The organism is Micromonospora sp. SH-82, assembly GCF_051132485.1.
Taxonomy (GTDB): Bacteria; Actinomycetota; Actinomycetes; order Mycobacteriales; family Micromonosporaceae; genus Micromonospora.
In genome coordinates, this window is record NZ_CP148049.1 from 2,910,521 (window position 1) to 2,928,502 (window position 17,982).

The 17,982-nt window shown below is 74.3% G+C and carries 17 protein-coding genes; 12 read left to right on the forward strand and 5 right to left on the reverse strand.

The window, feature by feature from the left end:
- The first annotated feature begins 151 nt into the window (after positions 1 to 151).
- The 8 genes from WHN02_RS13375 to WHN02_RS13410 are packed head-to-tail and all read left to right on the forward strand — an operon-like array spanning position 152 to position 8,861.
- Positions 152 to 1,855, forward strand: coding sequence for an HAD-IIIA family hydrolase (locus tag WHN02_RS13375; RefSeq protein WP_434743612.1), 1,704 nt, complete (start codon positions 152 to 154; stop codon positions 1,853 to 1,855).
- Positions 1,852 to 2,829 (forward strand): glycosyltransferase, encoded by a 978-nt coding sequence (locus tag WHN02_RS13380; protein WP_434743613.1) that lies wholly within the window; start codon positions 1,852 to 1,854, stop codon positions 2,827 to 2,829. The genes WHN02_RS13375 and WHN02_RS13380 overlap by 4 nt, the downstream gene beginning before the upstream one ends.
- Complete coding sequence (locus WHN02_RS13385) at positions 2,814 to 4,031, forward strand: glycosyltransferase (RefSeq protein ID WP_434743614.1); 1,218 nt, start codon at positions 2,814 to 2,816, stop codon at positions 4,029 to 4,031. The genes WHN02_RS13380 and WHN02_RS13385 overlap by 16 nt, the downstream gene beginning before the upstream one ends.
- Positions 4,031 to 4,789: a D-sedoheptulose-7-phosphate isomerase gene (locus tag WHN02_RS13390; RefSeq protein WP_434743615.1), complete on the forward strand. Its 759-nt coding sequence runs from the start codon at positions 4,031 to 4,033 to the stop codon at positions 4,787 to 4,789. Before WHN02_RS13385 ends, WHN02_RS13390 begins: the two co-directional genes overlap by 1 nt.
- Before the next feature lie 11 nt (positions 4,790 to 4,800).
- Positions 4,801 to 6,243 carry a PfkB family carbohydrate kinase gene (locus tag WHN02_RS13395; RefSeq protein ID WP_434743950.1) on the forward strand — a complete coding sequence of 481 codons (1,443 nt, stop codon included), beginning with the start codon at positions 4,801 to 4,803 and terminating at the stop codon, positions 6,241 to 6,243.
- Complete coding sequence (locus WHN02_RS13400; RefSeq protein ID WP_434743616.1) at positions 6,240 to 6,941, forward strand: SDR family oxidoreductase; 702 nt, start codon at positions 6,240 to 6,242, stop codon at positions 6,939 to 6,941. The genes WHN02_RS13395 and WHN02_RS13400 overlap by 4 nt, the downstream gene beginning before the upstream one ends.
- Positions 6,938 to 7,894, forward strand: a complete 957-nt coding sequence (locus tag WHN02_RS13405; RefSeq protein ID WP_434743617.1) for a glycosyltransferase family 9 protein — start codon at positions 6,938 to 6,940, stop codon at positions 7,892 to 7,894. The genes WHN02_RS13400 and WHN02_RS13405 overlap by 4 nt, the downstream gene beginning before the upstream one ends.
- On the forward strand, positions 7,878 to 8,861 hold the full coding sequence (locus tag WHN02_RS13410) for a DNA topoisomerase IB (RefSeq protein ID WP_434743618.1): 984 nt from the start codon (positions 7,878 to 7,880) through the stop codon (positions 8,859 to 8,861). Before WHN02_RS13405 ends, WHN02_RS13410 begins: the two co-directional genes overlap by 17 nt.
- Before the next feature lie 92 nt (positions 8,862 to 8,953).
- Here WHN02_RS13410 and WHN02_RS13415 read toward each other — a convergent pair whose 3' ends face one another.
- Both WHN02_RS13415 and WHN02_RS13420 read right to left on the reverse strand, forming a co-directional pair.
- Positions 8,954 to 9,982 carry a helix-turn-helix domain-containing protein gene (locus tag WHN02_RS13415; protein ID WP_434743619.1) on the reverse strand — a complete coding sequence of 343 codons (1,029 nt, stop codon included), beginning with the start codon at positions 9,980 to 9,982 and terminating at the stop codon, positions 8,954 to 8,956.
- Positions 9,983 to 10,025: 43 nt separating this feature from the next.
- A complete protein-coding gene (locus WHN02_RS13420; RefSeq protein WP_434743620.1) occupies positions 10,026 to 10,778 on the reverse strand; it encodes a TetR/AcrR family transcriptional regulator in 753 nt (250 codons plus the stop codon).
- A 94-nt stretch (positions 10,779 to 10,872) separates the two neighbouring features.
- Between WHN02_RS13420 and WHN02_RS13425 the strand changes: the two genes are divergently transcribed.
- Both WHN02_RS13425 and WHN02_RS13430 read left to right on the forward strand, forming a co-directional pair.
- On the forward strand, positions 10,873 to 11,922 hold the full coding sequence (locus WHN02_RS13425; RefSeq protein ID WP_434743621.1) for an ATP-binding cassette domain-containing protein: 1,050 nt from the start codon (positions 10,873 to 10,875) through the stop codon (positions 11,920 to 11,922).
- Positions 11,915 to 12,715, forward strand: a complete 801-nt coding sequence (locus WHN02_RS13430) for an ABC transporter permease (protein ID WP_434743622.1) — start codon at positions 11,915 to 11,917, stop codon at positions 12,713 to 12,715. Before WHN02_RS13425 ends, WHN02_RS13430 begins: the two co-directional genes overlap by 8 nt.
- 56 nt (positions 12,716 to 12,771) lie before the next feature.
- On the opposite strand, the gene WHN02_RS13435 is transcribed toward WHN02_RS13430, so the two are convergent.
- Together WHN02_RS13435 and WHN02_RS13440 are read right to left on the reverse strand one after the other, a co-directional pair.
- Positions 12,772 to 13,296 carry a hypothetical protein gene (locus tag WHN02_RS13435; protein ID WP_434743623.1) on the reverse strand — a complete coding sequence of 175 codons (525 nt, stop codon included), beginning with the start codon at positions 13,294 to 13,296 and terminating at the stop codon, positions 12,772 to 12,774.
- 86 nt (positions 13,297 to 13,382) lie between these two features.
- Entirely contained in the window at positions 13,383 to 15,017 is a 1,635-nt protein-coding gene (locus WHN02_RS13440) for a RecQ family ATP-dependent DNA helicase (RefSeq protein WP_434743624.1), read from the reverse strand.
- Positions 15,018 to 15,221: 204 nt separating this feature from the next.
- On the opposite strand from WHN02_RS13440, the gene WHN02_RS13445 reads away from it, so the two are divergent.
- The gene (locus tag WHN02_RS13445; RefSeq protein ID WP_434743625.1) at positions 15,222 to 16,043 is read left to right on the forward strand and encodes a PH domain-containing protein; all 822 of its coding nucleotides are present in this window, start codon (positions 15,222 to 15,224) and stop codon (positions 16,041 to 16,043) included.
- A gap of 61 nt (positions 16,044 to 16,104) precedes the next feature.
- Here the strand turns inward: WHN02_RS13445 and WHN02_RS13450 are convergent, their stop codons facing one another.
- Positions 16,105 to 16,230 carry a hypothetical protein gene (locus WHN02_RS13450; RefSeq protein WP_434743626.1) on the reverse strand — a complete coding sequence of 42 codons (126 nt, stop codon included), beginning with the start codon at positions 16,228 to 16,230 and terminating at the stop codon, positions 16,105 to 16,107.
- A gap of 214 nt (positions 16,231 to 16,444) precedes the next feature.
- Here WHN02_RS13450 and WHN02_RS13455 point away from each other — a divergent pair, with 214 nt between their 5' ends.
- Positions 16,445 to 17,941 (forward strand): glycoside hydrolase family 3 protein, encoded by a 1,497-nt coding sequence (locus tag WHN02_RS13455; protein WP_434743627.1) that lies wholly within the window; start codon positions 16,445 to 16,447, stop codon positions 17,939 to 17,941.
- Positions 17,942 to 17,982: the final 41 nt, after the last annotated feature.

Genomic DNA, 17,982 nt, shown 5'->3' on the forward strand with positions numbered 1-17,982 from the left:
CTTCTGCGCGAGGGCGGGTAGGCGCGCAACGGTCCGAAAGGCAGGCGGGTGGGCGCGCAACGGGTCGGAGGACAGGTGTCGGACGGTCCGGGGTGGGGCCGCCCCCGACCCGCCGACGTTTACTCCCCGGGGCGCCGGGAACCCGCCGCCCGTGCGACAGGACCGTGATCCGGATCAGCGCAGGTCAGCCGGGGTTTCCGCCGGTGCTGACCGGGACGCGGCCGGGCTGTTCGACACGGTGCTCTTCGACCGTGACGGCACGCTCGTCGTCGACGTGCCGTACAACGGTGATCCGGACCGGGTGCTGCCGATGCCGGGGGCGCGGGCGGCGCTGGACCGGCTGCGGGCCGCCGGGTTCCGGCTGGGGGTGGTGAGCAACCAGTCCGGCCTGGCCCGAGGGCTGTTCACCGTCGGGGACCTGGCCCGGGTCAACGCGCGGATCGAGGACCACCTCGGCCCCTTCGACACCTGGCAGGTCTGTCCGCACGACGACGGGGACGGGTGCGGATGCCGCAAACCCGCCCCGGGTCTCGTCAGGTCGGCCGCCGACGAACTGGGCACCGTCCCGCAGCGCTGCGTGGTGGTGGGGGACATCGGTCGGGACGTGGTCGCCGCCGGGGCGGCCGGGGCGACCGGTCTGCTGGTGCCGACCCCGGTGACCCGCCCCCGGGAGGTCGCCGCCGCCGGGTGGGTGGCCAAGGACCTGTCGACGGCCGTGGACCAGATCCTCGCCCGACAGCGGGCGTTGACCCCGTCGGCCGCGCCCCGCCGGGCCGCGACGGTGCTCGTGGTACGCAGCGACTCGGCCGGGGACGTGCTGGTGACCGGCCCGGCGATCCGGGCCGTCGCGGCGTACGCCGAGCGGGTGGTGCTGTTGTGCGGTCCACGGGGACGGGCCGCAGCCGAACTGCTCCCCGGGGTGACCGAGATCGTCGAGCACCCGCTGCCCTGGATCGAGGCGGACCCGGCCCCGGTGGACCCGGCCGACGTGACCGGCCTGGTCGACAGGCTCGCCCGGATCGGCGCCGACGAGGCGGTCGTCTTCACCAGCTACCACCAGTCGGCGTTGCCGCTGGCGCTGCTGCTGCGGATGGCCGGGGTGGGCCGGATCAGTGCGATCAGCGACGACTACCCGGGCAGCCTCCTCGACGTCCGCCACCGGGTGCCCACCGGCGTCCCGGAGCCGGAACGGGCGCTCTCCCTGGCCGCCGCCGCCGGGTTCGCGCTGCCCACCGGCGACCGGCCCGCTCTGCGGATCCGTCCACCGACCCCGACCGGACTGCCACGACGGCCGTACCTGGTGGTGCATCCCGGTTCGGCCGCCGAGTCCCGGGCCTGCCCACCGGAGTTGGCGGCCCGGGTGGTCCGGCTGCTGACCTCCGCCGGGCACCGGGTGGTGGTCACCGGCGGGCCTGGCGAACGGGAGCTGACCGCCCGGGTCGCCGGGGGGACCGGCGTGGACCTGGGAGGCGGCACCGGCCTGGGGGACCTGGCCGCCGTCATCGCCCGGGCGCAGGCCCTGGTCGTCGGCAACACCGGCCCGGCGCACCTGGCCGCCGCGTTGGGCGTACCGGTGGTGAGTCTGTTCGCCCCGACCGTCCCGTACGGGCAGTGGGGACCCTGGCGGGTGCCCGCCGTACGGCTCGGCGACCCCACCGCCTCCTGCCGGGACACCCGCGCCGCCCGCTGCCCCGTCCCCGGGCACCCCTGCCTGACCGGGATCGACCCGCAGGAGGTGGTCGACGCGGTACGCCTGCTCGGCGTACCGACGCCCGGCCCCCGCCCGCCCGTCGTCGCCCCGGTGGCCGCAGTGACCGCGACGGTGGCGTCCACCGGCGGCGGGAGCGGCCGATGAACGTCCTGCTCTGGCACGTGCACGGCTCCTGGACCACTGCCTTCGTGCACGGCCGGCACCGTTACCTCATTCCCACCACACCCGACCGGGGCCCGTACGGCCTCGGCCGGGCCCGCACCTACCAGTGGCCCGACGGCGCGGTCGAGGTGACCCCGGAGGAACTCCGGGAGGCCCCGGTGGACGTGGTGGTCCTGCAACGCCCCGAGGAGTTCGACCTGGCGCAGCAGTGGACGGGTCGCCGCCCCGGACGGGACCTGCCGGTGATCTACGTGGAGCACAACACGCCGAAGGAGGGCGACGTCCCGCACTCCCGGCACCCGATGGCCGACCGGGACGACCTCCTGGTCGCCCACGTGACCCACTTCAACGAGCTGTTCTGGGACACCGGCGGGACCCGGACCACTGTGGTGGAGCACGGGGTGGTCGCGCCGACGGTCCGGTGGACCGGGGAACTGGACCGGCTCGCCGTGGTGATCAACGAACCCGTACGCCGGGGGCGGGTCACCGGCACCGACCTGCTGCACCGCTTCGCCGCCGTCGCCCCGCTGGACGTGTACGGCCTGGGGGTCGCCGGGCTCGCCGCCCACCTCGGACTGCCCGAGGAGCGGTTGACCAGCCACGACGACGTACCCCAGGCCGTGATGCACGAGGAGTTGGCCCGTCGGCGGGCCTACCTGCACCTGTGCCGGTGGACCTCGCTCGGGTTGAGCCTGGTGGAGGCGATGTCGCTGGGCATGCCGGTGGTCACCCTGGCCACCACCGAGGCCGTCGTGGCGGTGCCCCCGCAGGCGGGGGCGATCTCCACCCGGGTCGACGACCTGGTCGACGCCGCCCGGCGGTTCATCGCCGACCCGGTGGCGGCCCGACGGGCCGGCATCGAGGCCCGTACGGCCGCGCGGGACCGCTACGGCCTGGACCGATTCCTCGCGGACTGGGACCGGCTGCTGGAGGAGGAGCTATGCGGATCGCGATGATCTCGGAGCACGCCAGTCCCCTCGCCGTCCTCGGCGGGGAGGACGCTGGCGGCCAGAACACGCATGTCGCGGAGCTCTCCGCCGCGCTCGCCGCCGCCGGCCACGACGTCCGGGTCTACACCCGACAGGACGCCGTGGACCTGCCGGTGACGGTCCGCAGCCCGGACGGGTACGCGGTGGTGCACGTACCCGCAGGTCCCGCCGAGCCGCTGGCCAAGGACGCCCTCCTGCCGTACATGGCGCAGTTCGGGCAGTGGCTGACGGACAGGTGGCGGGGCGGCGACTGGGTGCCCGAGGTGATCCACGCGCACTTCTGGATGAGCGGGCTGGCGGGGCTCGCCGCCGGTCGCCGGGTCGGGGTGCCGGTGGTGCAGACGTACCACGCGCTGGGCGCGGTGAAGCGCCGCCACCAGGGGGTGCAGGACACCAGCCCGGCCCGGCGGGTGTCCTACGAGCGGGAACTCGGCAGGTCCGTGGACCGGGTCGTCGCCCAGTGCTCCGACGAGGTCGGCGAACTGGTCCGCCTCGGGGTGCCCCGGTCCCGGGTGACGGTGATCCCGTCGGGGGTGAACCTGGGCACCTTCGCCCCGCTCGGTCCGGCCGCCGAGGTGCGGCCCGGACGGCACCGGGTGCTCACCGTCGGACGGCTCGTCGAACGCAAGGGTTTCCAGACCGTGATCAGGGCGATGGCGCTGGTCCCCGACGCCGAGTGCGTGGTGGTGGGCGGGCCGCCGGTGGGGTTGCTGGAGTCCGACCCGTACGCCCGCCGGTTGCGGGCACTGGCCGGGTCGTGCGGGGTGGCCGACCGGGTCCGGCTGGTGGGGGCGGTGCCCCGGGAGGAGATGGGCCGCTGGTACCGCTCCGCCGACGTCCTCGTCGCCGCCCCCTGGTACGAGCCGTTCGGGTTGACCCCCCTGGAGGCGATGGCCTGCGGTGTGCCGGTGATCGGCACGGCGGTCGGCGGGATCAAGGACACCGTCGTCGACGGGGTCACCGGGGACCTGGTGCCCGCCCGGGATCCACAGGCCCTGGGCACCGCGATCCGACGGCTGCTCGACGACCGGATCCGCCGGTTCGCGTACGCCACCGAGGCGCTGGAACGGGCCCGCCGCCTGTACTCCTGGGCGGCCACCGCCGAGCGGCTGGTCGGGGTCTACACCGAGGTCGCCGCAGTGCACCGGCCGTACCGGGTGGTGGCCTGATGTCGGCCGTCCCGGTCACCGGGCGGGCCGAGACCCCGCCGCCGAGTCTGCTCGACACGCACCTGGCCGTCCTGGCCGCAGCCCTGGTGCCGTACCGGGCGTCGGCGGGGCTGCTGGCCCGGTGGGGTGGGGACCTGGCCCGGCACCTGGGGACGGGGGGTCGTCTCCTGGTGGCCGGCAACGGTGGCAGCGCCGCCGAGGCCCAGCACCTCACCGCCGAACTGGTCGGGAAGCTGCGCGACGACCGGGAGCCGCTGTCGGCGATCGCCCTGCACGCGGAGACCTCCGCGATCACCGCGATCGCCAACGACTACGGGTACGAGCAGGTCTTCGCCCGGCAGGTCCGGGCCCACGGTCGACCCGGGGACATCCTGCTGGTGATGTCGACCAGCGGCACCAGCCCGAACCTGCTCACCGCGGCGCGGGCCGGGCGGGACGCCGGGCTGCGGTGCTGGGCGTTCACCGGCCCGGCACCGAACCCGCTGGCCGACGTCTGCCACGAGACCCTCGCGGTGGACGCGCCGGACAGCCAGGTGGTGCAGGAGCTGCACCTGGTCTCCACCCACGTGCTCTGCGAGTACGTGGACCAGGCGTTGCCGGCGGTGCTAGCCGCCCGGGTCGCCCGGCCGGTCGCCGGCGAACCGTCCCCGGATCCGGTCCCGTCGGACGGGGTGTCCCCGGTCCGGACCGGCGTCGAGGTGGAACTGGGCGGCCCGCAGCGGCCGGTCGATCGAGGCGTGCGGAGGGGGAGACGGTGACGGGACCCGTGGTGGTGGTCGGGGACACCCTGCTGGACCGGGACGTGGAGGGGGTGGTCAACCGGCTCTGTCCGGACTCCCCGGTGCCGGTGCTCGACGAGACGGCGTACGCCGACCGGCCCGGCGGGGCGGGGCTGGCCGCCGTCTTCGCCGCCACGTACGGCGCCGAGGTCGCCCTGGTCACCGGGGTCTCCGGCGACGAGGGTGGAGCCCGGTTGAGCGCCCTGCTGGACGCGGCCGGGGTGCAGCTGCACCCGCTGTCCCTGGCCGGCCCCACCCCGGAGAAGGTGCGACTGCGGGCCCGGGGTCGGGTGCTGCTGCGCCACGACCGGGGTGGCGGCGCACCGGAGCCGGGTGACCCGAGCGAGGCGGTGCTGCGGCTGATCGCCCGCGCCTCGGTGGTGCTGGTCAGCGACTACGGCCGGGGCGTTGCCCGGCATCCGGCGTTGCGGGCCGCGTTGACCGGGACCCGGGCGCCCGTGGTGTGGGATCCGCATCCCCGGGGGCCCGCGCCGGTGCCCGGCGTCCGGTTGGTCACCCCTAACGAGTCCGAGGTGCGGGAACTGGCGAAGGTCCCGTCGGGCGGGTCCCGGTTGGCCGCCGCCGAGCGGGGCGGTCAGAGCCTGCGGGAACGGTGGCGGGCCGGGGCGGTGGTGGTCACCCTGGGCGGGGACGGGGCGTTGCTCTGCTCGGCCGGGTCGACCCCGCTGATGGTGCCCAGCCCGGCCCACGCCGACGGGGACACCTGCGGGGCGGGGGACCGGTTCGCGGCGAGCGCGGCGAGCGCGTTGTCGACGGGGGCGCTGCTCCCCGAGGCGGTGCAGCGGGCGGTGGCCGACGCGTCGGCGTACGTCGCGGACGGGGGAGTGGCCACCGCGTTGCCGCCGCCGGTCCGCCCGGCGTCGTCCCCTCCGGCCCCGTCCGTTCCGCCGCCCCCGGTCGCCGGGCGGGTGGGTACGGCCGAGGTCGCCTCGGTGGTGGCCGAGGTACGCGCCGCCGGCGGGACCGTGGTGGCCACCGGCGGCTGTTTCGACCTGCTGCACGCCGGTCACGTGGCGACCCTTCAGGCGGCCCGCCAACTCGGTGACTGTCTGGTCGTCTGCCTGAACTCCGACGCCAGCGTGACGGGGCTGAAGGGTCCACACCGGCCGGTGGTGGCCCAGGCCGACCGGGCACGGATCCTCGCCGCGTTGAGCTGCGTCGACGCAGTGCTGATCTTCGACGAGTCGACTCCCGAGGCGACCCTGTCCTGGCTGCGGCCCGACGTCTGGGTCAAGGGCGGGGACTACGCCTGCGGGGCGGGTGACGAGCCGGCGCTGCCCGAGGCGGGGATCCTGCGCCGGTGGGGAGGACACACGGTGGTGGTGCCGTACCTGGACGGACGTTCCACCACCGACCTGATCGCGGCGGCCGGTGCCCGACCGGTCCCGGTGGGCGTGGAGGGGAACCGATGAGCGTGACACCGCCCGGCACCGGGCCGACAGTGCTGGTGACCGGGGGCTCCAGCGGGCTGGGAGCGGCGGTGGTGACCGCCGTCGCCCGGGCCGGGGGACGTCCTCTGGTGCTGGACCGCCAGCCCCCCGGTGACGGGGTGCCGTGGGTCGAGTGCGACCTGGCCGACACCCGGGCCGCCGAGGAGGGCACCCGTGAGCTGGCCGAACAGGCCGGTGGGTTGGACGGGGTGGTCACCGCCGCCGGGATGGACGTGCCCGGCAGGCTCGTCGACGTCCCGGCGGTGACCTGGGAGCGGATCGTCGCCGTCGACCTGCTCGCCACCGTCGCGGTGGTCCGAGCGGCGCTGCCCTACCTGCAGGACAGTCGGGGGACCGTCGTCACGGTCGCCTCGACGCTGGGGGTGAAGGCGGTCGCCGACGCCACCGCGTACTGCGCGGCGAAGTTCGGGGTGGTCGGTTTCACCAGGTCCCTCGCCGCCGAACTGGCCGGTTCCGTCGGGGTGACCCTGCTGATCCCGGGCGGGATGCGGACCGCCTTCTTCGACGAGCGGGACGCCCGGTACAGACCCGGCCCGGACGCCGTACTCAACGAACCGGCAGACGTGGCGGCGGCGGTGCTGTTCGCGCTCTCCCAGCCGCCCGGCTGCGCGGTACGGGAAATGGTGGTCTGCGCCGAGCAGGAGTCGTCGTACCCGTGATCCTGGTGTTGCGGGCCCTCGGGGTCGGTGACCTGGCCACTGCGGTGCCCGCGCTGCGGGGGTTGCGGGCCGCGTACCCGGACCGGGAACTGGCCCTGCTCGCGCCCGCCTGGCTGGGGCCGCTGGTCGACCTGGTCGGCGGGGTGGACCGGCTGGTCCCGCTGGACGGGTTGGACGCCGACGTCGGCTGGTCCGGCCCCCCGCCGACGGTCGCGGTCAACCTGCACGGCCGGGGACCCCGCTCGCACCGGTTGCTCGCCGACGTCGGCGCGGCCCGGCTGGTCGCCTTCTCCTGCCCGCAGGCGGGGCACACCGACGGGCCGGAATGGGACGGGACCGAACACGAGGTACGCCGCTGGTGCCGACTCCTGCACTGGTACGGCGTCCCGGCCGACCCCTGTGACCTGGCGCTGCGGCGGCCGGTGGGGGCCGGTGTGCCGGACGGGACCACAGTGGTGCACCCCGGGACGAAGGTCGAGGCGAAGCGGTGGCCGGCCCAGCGGTTCGCCGCCGTGGCCGCCGCCCTCGGGGCCCGGGGACACCGGGTGGTGGTGACCGGGTCGGCGGCGGAGCGGGACCTCGCCGGATGGGTCACCGACCGGGCCGGGCTGCCCCCCGGGGCGGTCCTGGCCGGCCGGACCGACCTGGCGGAGCTCGCCGCCCTGGTGGCGCGGGCCCGCCTCGTGGTCAGCGGGGACACCGGGGTCGCCCACCTGGCCACCGGTTACGGCACTCCTTCGGTGGTGCTGTTCGGCCCGGAGTCGCCGCAGGTCTGGGGTCCTCCGCCGGGGCGGCCGTGGCACCGGGTCGTGCGCGGCGCCGGGCAGGATTGTCCGACCGCCGACGGGGAAAGTACCGACCTGCGGTTGGTGTCGGTGCAGGTGGAGGAGGTGCTGGCCGCCGTGGACGAGGTGGAACGGACGGTGCGGAGGGCCGGTGCGGTTGCGGCGTAGCGATCCGGGCAGACCGGGGTACGCCCGGATCCGCCGCGGCCGGGGCTGGTCGTTCGTCGCCCCCGGCGGTGACCCGGTACGCGACCCCGGCGAGCTGGACCGGCTGCGGGACCTGGTCATCCCGCCGGCCTGGCAGCAGGTGTGGATCTCGCCGTACCCGAACGGGCACATCCAGGCCGTCGGGGTGGACGCCGCCGGGCGGAGGCAGTACCTCTACCACCCGCAGTGGCGGCGCAGGCAGGACGAGGCGAAGTTCGACCACGTCCTGGCGGTGGCCCGTCGCCTCCCGCAGCTGCGGGACCGGGTCGACCGGGATCTGACCGGCCGGGGGCTGAGCCGCAGCCGGGTGCTGGCCACGGTGACCCGTCTGCTCGACATGGGGATGTTCCGGATCGGCAGCGACCAGTACGCCACCGGGGACGACCCGACCTTCGGGGTGGCGACCCTGCGCCCCGAACACGCCAGGTCCCGGGGCGGGTGCGTGGTCTTCGAGTTCCCGGCCAAGGGCGGATTGGACCAGGTCCGGCAGATCGAGGACCCGCAGCTGTGCCGGGTCCTGGTGGACCTGCGGCGACGGCGTCGACGGGCGGACCGGCTGTTCGGCTACTGGGACGGCCGCTCCTGGCGTGACGTGCGCAGCGACGAGGTCAACGGCTACCTGCGGGAGGTCAGCGGGGCGGAGATGACCGCCAAGGACTTCCGTACCTGGCACGCGACGGTCCTGGCCGCGACCCACCTGGCCACCACCGGCCCGCAGCGGTCGGTCACCGCCCGTCGGCGGGCGGTGGCGGCGGTGATGCGGGACGTCGCCGAGCTGCTGGGCAACACCCCGACTGTGGCCCGGACCTCCTACGTGGACCCTCGGGTCGTCGACCTCTACCACGAGGGTGTGGTGGTGCCGGTGGAACCGGGGACGCCCCGGGAGGGGGCGGAGCGGTCGGTGTTGGACCTGCTCGAACGGGCCTGACCCGGCGGCACGGTCCCGTCCGGGCGGCCTGTGTGTGGGTACGCGATCGGCCCGGGCCGGGCGACGTTCCGGTCCGGGCCGATCGCGTCGGGTCAGTCTGCCGGGGACCGCTTGACTGTGGATGCCGCCGTCTTGTCGATCCGTGACTGATCCAGGTGCCGGCTGCGCCACTCCTGGGGGGTGGTGTCGTGGGCCGCCCGGAACACCCGGCTGAAGTGCGCCGGGCTGGCGAAGCCCCAGCGGGCGGCGACGGACCCGATCGACCGGCCCCGCAGCGCCGGGTCGGCGAGGTCCCGTCGGCACCGCTGCAACCGCAGGTCCCTGACGTACGCGGCGACGGTGGTCTGTTCGGCCTCGAAGAGGCGGTGCAGGGAACGGAGCGAGACGTGGTGGGCGTCGGCGATGACCTGCGGACCGAGCGTGGTGTCCCCGAGGTGCCGCCTGACGTACGCCTGGACCTCGCTGAACAGGGCCCGACGGCGTACCTCGGCAGGCACCTCCTCCTCGGCGACCAGGTGCCGACCGAGGAGGGTGGTGATCAGGTCGAGCCCGATGGTGCCGAGCCGGGACGCGTCGGCGGCGTGGTAGTGCTCGGGGTGGTCGGTGACCTCGACGAGGAACTGCGCCAGGAGTCGGCCCACCCCCTCGGTGCCGGGCATCCGGGCCGCCAGCAGCGTGGAGAGCCGTCGGGGCGGCAACGGGACGACAGTGTGCGGGACGATCACCACCACCGACGAGGCGTGTCCACCGGCGCCGCTGTGGTGGTCCAGATGGTGCGGGCGGGCCGAGTCGTAGAAGGTGAAGTCACCAGGGGTGAAGTGGCTGTCCCGCCCCTCCTGGCGGCATCTGCTGCCGCCCCGGACGGTCAGCCCGAGCTGGTAGGAGCCCCTGTCACGCCGGTCCACCGGTCGACCGGGGGAGGTGGCGGTCAGCGAGGGGTAGTCGTGGCGGGCCAACCGGATCGGGCCCAGGTCGGTGAAGACCGCCCGGGCGGTGAAGTCGGCGGAGTGCTCGGTCCGGATCCGCAGCTTCGCCGAACTGCCGGAGACCGTCTCCAGCCACATGTCGAACCGGTCGGCGGTCGGCAGCCGCCGGGTGTCCACGACAGTGGTGTGCAACATCGGCGTCTCTGCCTCCCCGTCGGCCTCCGTCCATCGTTACCGATCACCCAGGGTGACGGGAGGAGACCAGAGCTTCGATCCCGTCGAGGATCCGGTCCAGTCCGAACCGCCAGTCCGCGTCGGCGTCGGTCTCCTCGGCGTCGGCCAGGTCGGTCATCAGGCGTCGGATCTGCGGGTACGCCCCGGAGCGGGTCACCACCTCCAGCTGCTGCCAGTAGCGTTGCCCGGCCTCGTCGGGGGTGGTCCCGGCGGCCGTCGCGGCGTCGACCAGGTCCAGGGTCAGGGCGGCGTGGCTGCGGGCGTACTGGCTGATCAGCAGGATCGTGGAGAGCGGCTCGATGCCCCGCAACCCGATCCCGTCCAGGGTCGCCAGTCCCTGCTCCATCCAGCCGACCTGGCGGGGGCCCATCGGGGGGCCGTCGATCGGGACGTGCCGTACCCAGGGGCGTCGCCGGATCCGGTCGACCAGTTCCCCGGCCCACCGGGTCAGGGCGGGCCGCCACTGTTCGTCGGGGCCCCGGGGTGCCGGTGGGTCCCCGTAGGCGGTGTCGGACATCAGACCGAGCAGGTCCTGCTTGGTCGGCACGTACCGGTACAGCGACATGGTGGCGAGCCCGAGTTCACCGGCGACCCGGCTCATCGACACGGCGGTCAGCCCTTCGGCGTCGGCCACCCGGATACCGGCGGCGACCACCTGGTCCAGGGTCAGGCTGCGCCGGGGTCCTTTCCCGGGGCGTTCCCGCAGCCCCCAGGCCAGCTCGATGCCCTGGGGCAGCTCGACGCCCGCCTCGCTCATCGGCACCTCCCGTGATCGGCCTTGACCGCCATCCTAGCTTCTGCGTATGTTGCACGCAGTAAAGCGTACGCCGTACGCAGAAAAGGGGACGCTCATGGCGACACCACCGGCGGTCGAGGCCGTCGCACTGCACAAGACCTACGGCAGGACATCGGTGCTCACCGGCCTCGACCTGCGGGTCGACCCGGGAACCGTGCACGCCCTGCTCGGGCCGAACGGGGCCGGGAAGACCACCACGGTGCGGATCCTCGCCACCCTCACCACCCCGGACGCCGGGCAGGCCCGCGTCGACGGGTACGACGTCCTGCGCGACCGGCGGCAGGTGCGCGCCCGGATCAGCCTCACCGGCCAGTACGCGGCGATCGACGACGGACAGACCGGGGTGGAGAACCTGAGGATGATGGGCCGACTGGCCGGACTGGGGCGGGCCGCCGCCCGCCGCCGCGCCGACGACCTGCTCGACCGGTTCGACCTCGTCGACGCCGGTGGTCGCCGGGTCGTCACCTACTCCGGGGGGATGCGTCGCCGCCTGGACCTGGCAGCCGGCCTGGTCGGCGACCCGTCGGTGATCTTCCTCGACGAGCCGACCACCGGCCTGGACCCGCGCAGCCGACAGGGGCTCTGGTCGGTCGTGGCCGACCTGGCCCGCGCCGGGACCACAGTGGTCCTCACCACCCAGTACCTGGAGGAGGCCGATCGACTCGCCGACGTCGTCGCCATCCTGCACGGAGGGCGGCTCGCCGCCGAGGGGACCCCGGCCGCCCTCAAGGCCCGGTTCGGGGCCCAACGGCTCGACCTGCGGCTACGCGAGGAGACCGACGTCGAGCAGGTACGCCGCCTGCTCGGGGACCGGGTCGTCCACCACGATCCCGAGCGACGGGAGGTGGGGGTGGTCACCGACGGCAGCGCCCCGCAGATCCGCCACCTGCTCGACGAGGTCGATCCGACGGGACACCGGGTGGTGCGGTTCACCGTCCGGGTCGCCACCCTCGACGACGTCTTCCTCGCCCTGACCGGTCGCCCGGCGACCGACCCGGCACAGCCCTCGACGCCGCAGTCCTCGACGCCGCAGTCCTCGACGCCGCAGCCCTCCACGGCGCAGTCCTCGTCGGCGCAGGCCTCCATGGTGGTGGCGGATGTCTGAGCTGCTCACCGCCGCCCCGGCGCCGCGTACCCTCCGACACCGGTCGGCCGCGACGTCCGCCCTGGTCATGGTGGCCCGGTGCGTACGGCTGTCCCGGCGCAACGTCGACGCGCTGTTCGTCTCGCTGCTGCTGCCGGTCCTGCTGATGCTGGTCTTCGTGTACCTCTTCGGCGGGGCCATCGACACCGGGACCCGGTACGTCACCTACGTCGTCCCGGGTGTCCTCGTCCTCTGCGCGGGGTTCGGGGCGGCGGGCACCGCCGTCAGCGTCACCACCGACCTCACCACCGGGGTCGTCGACAGGTTCCGGAGTCTGGACGTCAGCCCGGTGGCCATCCTGGGTGGACACGTCGCCGCCAGCGTCGTGCGCAACGGCGTCGCCACCGTCCTGGTCCTGACCGTCGCCGCCGTGATCGGATTCCGTCCGGCCCTCGACCCGCTGCGGTGGCTGGCCGCCGCCGGGGTGCTGCTGCTGTTCCTCCTGGCGGTCTCCTGGCTCGCCGCCGCCGCCGGGCTGCTGGCCCGGACCCCGGAGGCGGCCGGGGGGTTCTCCTTCCTGGTGATGTTCCTGCCCTACCCGAGCAGCGCCTTCGTCCCGGTGGAGACGATGCCGACCTGGCTGCACGGGTTCGCCGAGAACCAGCCCGTCACCCCGGTCATCGAGTCGATGCGGGCGCTGCTCCTGGGCACCCCCACCGGGTCCGCCCCGGGGTACGCGGCCGCCTGGTGCCTGGGCCTGCTCGCCCTCGGGGTGGCCCTCACCGCGGCCCTGTTCCCCCGTCGCCTCGCCTGAACCGACGCCGGGGCACCCCGTCGACGCGACGAGGTGCCCCGGCGGATCCGCTGCGGTCAGTCGTTGAGGATCTGGGCGAGCCGGTCGCGGAACCGACGCTCCGAGTCGCTCACCTGCTCGCCGCCGAGCCCGAGGATCCCCCCGGTCGGCGCGGCCCCCACCACCTGGTCGGCGATCTCCACCAACCAGTGCTTGTACGCCCCGGCCTGCCCCTCGTCGACCTTCGTCGCCAACAGGGCGGCAGCCTGCCCGGCCCGGGCGAGGACGTCGTCGATGAGGGCCTGCGGGTCGGCGGGGGCGACGACCGGAAGCTCGACCTCGACCCCGGGGAGGTCTCCACCGGCCTCCGGGTCCCCGACCCGGGCGACGATCTCCCCGGCGACCGCCGCCACCAGCGGGATCGCCGACTCCCGGCCGGACGAGATGATCTCCATCCCGGCCACGCCCTCCGCCCGGGTACGGCGGCTGCTGTCGGACTCGGCGGCGCTCGCGGCGGTCAGCACCGCCTGCGGCAGACCGACCAGGAGACCCCACTCCTCGTCGGAGAAACCGAATCCGGTGTACGCCGGCTGCTCGATCACGACAACGCCCCTCTCGAAGATGTGCACAGTGGTAGACGTCGACGGTGAACCGCCGACCGCAGGCGAGGCGTCCTCGCCGGCTCAGGTTAGTCGAGCGTCAGCAGGCCCTGTTCCGACACCACGGGTACGGAGAGCGTCTTGTAACCGACCTCGTCGAAGAGGACCGTCATCCGGTCGTCCTCGTAGTTGAGCACCATCCCGGAACCCCATTCCGGATGCCGGACCTGGCTGTGCACCGGGAAGGGAACCTCGTCCCTCACCTCGGCCACACTCGTCCCGGCATGACAGTTGTCGCAGTGCCCGCACAGCTCGGTCATCTGCTCGCCGAAGTACGCCAGCAGCGCCTGCCCCCGGCAGCCGGTGGTCTCGGCGAACGCCCGCATCATGTCGGTACGGGACCGGGTGACGCTCTGCTGACGTTCCGCCTGGGCCAGCGCCGCGTCGGCTGCGGCGGCGGGCCTGGGGCCGTACCGGGGGGCACCGATGCGCTGCCGCTTGCGCGGCTCCACCGCACCGACCTGCTCCAGGAGGGCGAGCAACTGTCCCAGCTTGCGGGGGCCGAGCCCGGTGGCGTCGCGCAACGCCTTGCGGGTCGCCGGTCGACTGCGGACCAACGCGGCCAGCTGGTGCAACTCGTCGCGGTTGGGCAGGCCGCCGCTGAAGTAGCGCTGCAACCCGATGTCCTCGGCCTGCCACAGCAGCAGCACCCGGGCCGGTTCCCCGTCGCGGCCGGCCCGCCCGATCTCCTGGAAGTAGCTGTCCGGCGAGTCGGGCAGCGCCATGTGCACCACCCAGGCGATGTTCGGCTTGTCGATGCCCATCCCGAACGCCGAGGTGGCCACCATGATCGGCACCTGGTCGGCGAGGAACGCCTCGTGCAGCTGCGCACGTGCCCCGGTCGCCATCCCCCCGTGGTAGAACTGCGACGGGAAACCGGCCTCGGTGAGCCGCCCGGCCAGCTCTTCGGCGGCCCGACGGGTCGGCACGTAGATGATCCCCGGACGTCTGTCGTCGTTGAGCAGCGTGATCAGCCGCCGCCACCGGTAGTCCTCGGTCGGGCAGTGCGCCACCTCGAGGAACAGGTTCGGCCGGTCCAGTCCGGAGACGACCACCTCGGCGTCGCGCAGCCGCAGCCGGGCGATGATGTCCTCGCGTACCGGGGGAGAGGCGGTGGCGGTCAGGGCCACCACCGGCGGGCGGCCCAGCTCGTCGATCAGGTGGCCCAGCGCCAGGTAGTCGGGGCGGAAGTCGTGCCCCCAGGCGGAGATGCAGTGCGCCTCGTCGATCGCGACGAGCGCCGGTCCGAGGTCCCGGACCTCGGCCAGCCGGTCCGGGTTGGCCAGCTGCTCCGGGGTGATGAACAGGAACTCGGCCTGCCCCTGCCGGATCTCCTCGATCGCTTCGGCCTGCTGGGTCGGGGACTCGTCGGAGCTGACCCGTACCGCCCGCAGTTCGGGTCGCTGTCGCTCGTTGAGGGCCGCGATCTGGTCCTGCTGAAGGGCCAGCAGCGGAGAGATCACCACCGTCGGCCCCGGGATCAGGCTGGCCGGGATCTGGTAGATCGCCGACTTACCCGCACCGGTCGGCAACACCACGAGTGCGTCGCGGCGTTTCATCACCGCCCGCATCGCGGCCAGCTGGTTGGGGCGCAGCTGCGTCCAGCCGAACAGGCTGCGGGCCGCACGGCGCAGGGTCGTGGAGTGGGGGTTCGTCGCTTTCATGGTGGCCGGGGACGTACCCTGACCGCCCCCCACCGAAACCGCCCACCCCGCCCGCCGAACGGTCGTCGCTCCGGTGGTCGTTCGCACGCCAGATGCCACTTCCCCGGCGTGTCGAGCACCTGAACCGCAAACGATCACGCAAGACCGGTCACGGCCGGTGCACTGTGCACACAGCGGAGTGGCCGGGGGTGCCATCATGTGCCGGTGACGACTGCCGCTGACCCCGAGGACGGCCGTGCTCCGGCCGGGATCCCTGAGCGGGCGACCGATGCCACCTGGGCGAACCGGTGGGTGGTCGGCCTGGCCGACGTGTTCGCCGTCGGCTGGGTGGCGGCTCAGATCTGGTGGGTGCCGGCCGACCTGGCCTCGGCGCTCTGGATCGGCGGGGTTCCGTACCTGTTGGCGGTGTTCGCCTTCGGTGCCGTCCTCCTCGCTTCCGGAGGCGGATCGGCGAGGCTCGGCGTGGTCGACCTCCGGCCCGGGGTGGCCGCCTTCCGGGCCGGGCCGAGTCGGGTGGCCGGCTGGCTCTGCGCTGGTCAGGTCCTCCTCGTCAGCGCGATCACCACGTCCCTGGTGGACCGGTCCCGGTGGGACGAGGGCACCGTCGAAACGATCTTGATGATCGACCTGGCGTTGCTCGTCCTCCTGGTCGGCGTGGTGGTCATGGCCCAGGCCGTCGGGGTCTTCCGGTCCCGGCCGCGCGTCGACCTGACCCCGACCGGCGTCGAGGCGCGGGACCTCCTCGGCTCCCGGGTGATCCCCTGGGCGGCCCTCGCCCCCGGTGGCCCGCTCCCGCCCTCGGGCCGGTCCGTGAGCCTCGTGGTGTCCCGCCCGGACCTGGTCGTCCAGCGGGGGTTGCTGATCAGCCCACGGCGTCGGCCCCGCATCAACGGGGACACCCTGGCCGTGCGCGTCGGGTTCCTCGCCGACGTCCTGCGGTACTACGTCGACCACCCCGACGAGCGGGCCGGGATCGGCACCCCGCAGGGGTACCTGCGGCTGCGCCGTAGCCTCGGCCTGCGGTGACCTCGGGGTCGGACCGCGCCCGAGAGCCGGACCGCCCCCGAGAGGCGGACCGGCGTCGGGGTCACCGGCGGCCGAACATCGCCTTGATCGCGGCGAACAGCAGCAGACCACCCACCAGGAGCCCGAGCAGGCGTACGCCCGGGATGTCGGCGGCGCTGGTGGCGTCGGCGAGGGTGGTGGGTTCCATGGTGGAACTCTGCCACGGCCGGTGCGGGGACGGCCACCGGCTAACAGTAAGGTTTATTGACTATTTCCGGTCCCGGTGTGAACATGGCAGGGCCGTGAGGCGGTCGGGCCTGCTGCGGTGTGAGCCGAGACGGGGGATGGGCGAGGCGCATGAGCGAGTTGACCTGCACAGTCGGCACGTCGAAACTCCACCCCCGGGCCCGGGGGGTGGCCGCGTGAGCGCCCCCACGGTCAGCCTGACCGCGCTGGCCTCCGCCGTCCTGCAACCGGGGTTCGTCGGCACCACCCCACCCACCTGGGTACGCCGTTGGGTCGGCGACGGCCTCGGCGCTGTGGTGCTCTTCGCCCGTAACGTCGTCGACCCCGAACAGGTCGCCGCCCTCACCGCAGCCCTGCGGGCGGAGCGCCCCGACGTCCTGGTCGCCATCGACGAGGAGGCCGGGGACGTCACCCGCTTCGAGTCCGCCCGGGGCAGCTCCCGGCCCGGCAACCTGGCCCTCGGGGTGGTCGACGACCCGGCGCTGACCGAGGCGGTCGCCCGGGACCTCGGCGGGGAACTCGCCGCCGCCGGGATCAACCTCAACTACGCCCCCGACGCCGACGTCAACTCCGACCCGGAGAACCCGGTCATCGGGGTACGCGCCTTCGGTGCCGCCCCGGACCTGGTCGCCCGGCACACCGCCGCCTGGGTACGCGGACTCCAGTCCGCCGGGGTGGCGGCCTGCGCCAAGCACTTCCCCGGCCACGGGGACACCCGGGTCGACTCCCACCACGACCTGCCCGCCATCCACGGCGACCGGACCCGGCTGGAGAGCACCGAACTGCTGCCGTTCCGGGCCGCAGTGACCGCCGGAGTGCAGGCGATCATGACCGGTCACCTCCTGGTCCCGGCCCTCGACCCGGACTTCCCGGCCACCCTCAGTCACCGGATCCTCGGTCGGGTCCTCCGCGACGACCTGGGCTTCACCGGTGTGGTGGTCACCGACGCGGTGGAGATGCGGGCGGTCACCGGGCGGTACGGCCTCACCGGTGCGGCCGTCCGCGCCCTGGCCGCCGGGGTCGACGCGATCTGCGTCGGCGGCGAACACGCCGACGAGGCGACCGCCCGGCTGCTCCGCGACGCCATCGTCGCCGCCGTCGTCGCCGGTGACCTGCCCGAGGAGCGGCTCGCCGACGCCGCCCGACGGGTCGGACAGCTCGCCACCTGGACCGCCGAGGAGCGGTCCGGTCGGTCCGGGTGGACCCCGACCACTGTCGACGGCTCCCCGGTGGGGCTGGTCGCGGCCCGCCGGGCGCTCCGGGTCACCGTCGACGGCGACCCGGGGCTGCTTCCGCTGGCCGGGCCGGTGCACGTGGTGGAGTTCGAGCCGTCCCGCAACATCGCGATCGGGGCGGAGACCCCCTGGGGGCTCGGTGCCCCGCTGGCCGACCTCGCCCCGGACACCACCACCGTCCGGTACGCCGAGTCCGACCCCCACGCCGACGCGACCGTCAGGGCCGCCGGTCGACGCCTGGTCCTGGTGGTCCGGGACCTGCACCGGCACGGATGGATGCGGGCGGCTGTGGAACGCGCCCTGGCCGCCCGGCCGGACGCGGTCGTGGTCGAGTTGGGGGTGCCCGAGCTGGTCGTCGGCCGGGTGCACGTGGCCACCCACGGGGCGACCCGGGTGGTGACCCGAGCGGCGGCCGAACTGCTCGTCGGCCGCACCTGAGGGCGGCATCGGCCCCGGGTGCGGCCGACGGCACCCGTCGG

Bases quoted from the DNA above. Each gene is read 5' to 3' on its own strand.
- WHN02_RS13380 (WP_434743613.1), top strand. From the start codon at position 1,852: ATGAACGTCCTGCTCTGGCACGTGCACGGCTCCTGGACCACTGCCTTC.
- WHN02_RS13385 (WP_434743614.1), top strand. From the start codon at position 2,814: ATGCGGATCGCGATGATCTCGGAGCACGCCAGTCCCCTCGCCGTCCTC.
- WHN02_RS13390 (WP_434743615.1), top strand. From the start codon at position 4,031: ATGTCGGCCGTCCCGGTCACCGGGCGGGCCGAGACCCCGCCGCCGAGT.
- WHN02_RS13400 (WP_434743616.1), top strand. From the start codon at position 6,240: ATGAGCGTGACACCGCCCGGCACCGGGCCGACAGTGCTGGTGACCGGG.
- WHN02_RS13415 (WP_434743619.1), bottom strand. From the start codon at position 9,982: ATGTTGCACACCACTGTCGTGGACACCCGGCGGCTGCCGACCGCCGAC.
- WHN02_RS13420 (WP_434743620.1), bottom strand. From the start codon at position 10,778: ATGAGCGAGGCGGGCGTCGAGCTGCCCCAGGGCATCGAGCTGGCCTGG.
- WHN02_RS13425 (WP_434743621.1), top strand. From the start codon at position 10,873: ATGGCGACACCACCGGCGGTCGAGGCCGTCGCACTGCACAAGACCTAC.
- WHN02_RS13430 (WP_434743622.1), top strand. From the start codon at position 11,915: ATGTCTGAGCTGCTCACCGCCGCCCCGGCGCCGCGTACCCTCCGACAC.
- WHN02_RS13440 (WP_434743624.1), bottom strand. From the start codon at position 15,017: ATGAAAGCGACGAACCCCCACTCCACGACCCTGCGCCGTGCGGCCCGC.
- WHN02_RS13450 (WP_434743626.1), bottom strand. From the start codon at position 16,230: ATGGAACCCACCACCCTCGCCGACGCCACCAGCGCCGCCGACATCCCG.